2 protein-coding genes and 1 tRNA gene are annotated in these 1884 nt (G+C 75.2%); 2 read left to right on the top strand and 1 reads right to left on the bottom strand.

The genetic code is table 11. The features are described 5' to 3' along the window. Window positions 1-783, top strand: a 783-nt coding sequence (locus AOK00_RS35870) for a GNAT family N-acetyltransferase (RefSeq protein WP_055604280.1), incomplete at its 5' end; no start/stop codon positions are given. A gap of 7 nt (window positions 784-790) precedes the next feature. Beyond that, window positions 791-1717, top strand: coding sequence for a transglutaminase-like domain-containing protein (locus AOK00_RS35865; protein WP_055604279.1), 927 nt, complete (start codon window positions 791-793; stop codon window positions 1715-1717). A gap of 45 nt (window positions 1718-1762) precedes the next feature. On the opposite strand, the gene AOK00_RS35860 is transcribed toward AOK00_RS35865, so the two are convergent. After that, window positions 1763-1837: transfer RNA gene (locus tag AOK00_RS35860), tRNA-Val, on the bottom strand. Between the last annotated feature and the right edge of the window lie 47 nt (window positions 1838-1884).

Here is a 1884-nt window from a genome sequence, read left to right as displayed (position 1 = left end):
GGCGGAGGGGCCGCCCCGGCCCGCCGGCGCGGCCCCTCCGCCACCTTCCCCGAGCTGGCCCGCGCCACCGCGCGCGCGTGGCGGCCGGTCGAGAGCGAGGCGCTCGGGGAGTGGACCCTGCGGGCCTCCGACGGCTTCACCCGGCGGGCCAACTCGGTGCTCCCGCTCGGTGACCCCGGGCTGCCGATCGCGGAGGCCCTGACGCACGTACGCGCGTGGTACGAAGCCAGGAGGCTCCCCGCGTACATCCAGACCGCCACCGGCGCCGAGGGCACCCAGGAGCTGCTCTGCGCGGCCCTCGACCGGCACGGCTGGCGGCGCGAGGTCTCCGCCGAGGTGCGGATCGCGGCACTGGCCCCGATCGGCGACCTGGACGCCGACATCTCCGCCGTACGCCTCTCCCGGACCGTCGACGAATCGTGGCTCCGCCGCTATCAGCGCTTCGGCGAACCGAGCCCGGCTGTACGGTCGGTGCTGACGTCCGGCCCCAGTGTGTGGTTCGCGTCCGTGGCGGGCACGGGAGGGGTACCGGCGGCGATCGGACGGTGCGTGGTCGACGGACGCTGGGCCGGCTTCATGGCCGTCGAGGTGGACCCGGAGCAGCGGCGCCGGGGCCTGGCGACCGCCGTCATGACCGCGCTCGCCCGACAGACCCTCGACGAGGGCGCGTCGGCGGCCTGGCTCCAGGTGGAGGCGGACAACGACGGAGCGCGGGCGCTGTACGACGGGATGGGCTTCGCCCCGCACCACCACTACCACCACTACCGATGGGCGGAGGCGTGACGGAGGCGTGACGGAGGACGTACCACCACCGGAGGACGGGCCGGAGCACGGACCGGAGGACGGACCGGCACGGCGGGACGGGGCAGCGGGTGAGGACGCCTTCGAGAGCCCGGACCCGCCCGACTGGCGGCGGGAGTTCGCGGAGGAGGCGCGGTCGGAGCGGCCCGACCTCGCCCGGCTCTGCCTGCTGATCGGAGCGGTGGCCGACCCCACCGTCACCCGGCACGTCCTGAACGAGGCCGAGATCGAACTCGACCGCCTCGCCGGGCTCGTCCCGTACGCCACCCGGATCCTCGGCGACTGGACCACGGCCCTCGCCGACCTCCTCGGCAGCCGGGAGGGCTTCGAGGGCGTGCCCGCCGACTACCAGCGTCTGGAGTCCTCGCTCCTGCACGAGGTGCTCAGGCGCCGCCGCGGCCTGCCGATCCTGCTCTCCGTCGTCTGGATGGAGGTCGCACGGCGGGCGGGCGCCCCCGTGTACGGGCTCGGGCTGCCCGGCCATTTCGTCGTGGGCTTCGGCGACCCCGCCGACCTGAACCTCGCCGACCCCTTCGCGGGCGGCCGCGCCATGACGGGCCCCGACGCCGAGCTCCTGGTGACGAGCGCGACGGGCGAGGCGCTCGACCGCTCGATGCTCCGGCCCGCCGAGCCCGGCGCGATCGTGCTGCGGGTCCTCAACAACATCCGCGCCTGGGCGGCCCCCCGCCCGGAGCGCTCCGACGTGGCCCTGTGGGCCGTGGAACTCTCCCTGCTCCTCCCCTCCCACCCGGCGAGACTCCGCTACGAGCGCGCCGAGCTGCTCGTCCAGCGCGGGGACTTCCTGACGGGGGCGGCGGAGATGGAGGCGTACGCGCAGGTCATGGACGCGGTGGACCCGGAGTCGGCGACGACGATCCGGCGCCGGGCGCAGGCGGCGCGGGCGCGGCTGAACTAGGACGTGGCCGGAGGGCGCACGGGCGCCGCCTCCGAGTTTCGAGGGGGCGGGGCGACCGGATTCGAACCGGCGTCCTCCGAGATGTCATCGCGGCGCACTACCTCTGTGCTACGACCCCGCCCTTGGGATGATCTTAACGGGCGACGGGGCGGGGTCGTAGCACAGAG

Origin of the sequence: Streptomyces aureus (genome assembly GCF_001418135.1) — a bacterium.
GTDB lineage: Bacteria > Actinomycetota > Actinomycetes > Streptomycetales > Streptomycetaceae > Streptomyces > Streptomyces aureus_A.
The sequence above is the reverse complement of the archived record's forward strand: the minus strand, read 5'-3'. Positions and strand labels throughout refer to the sequence as shown.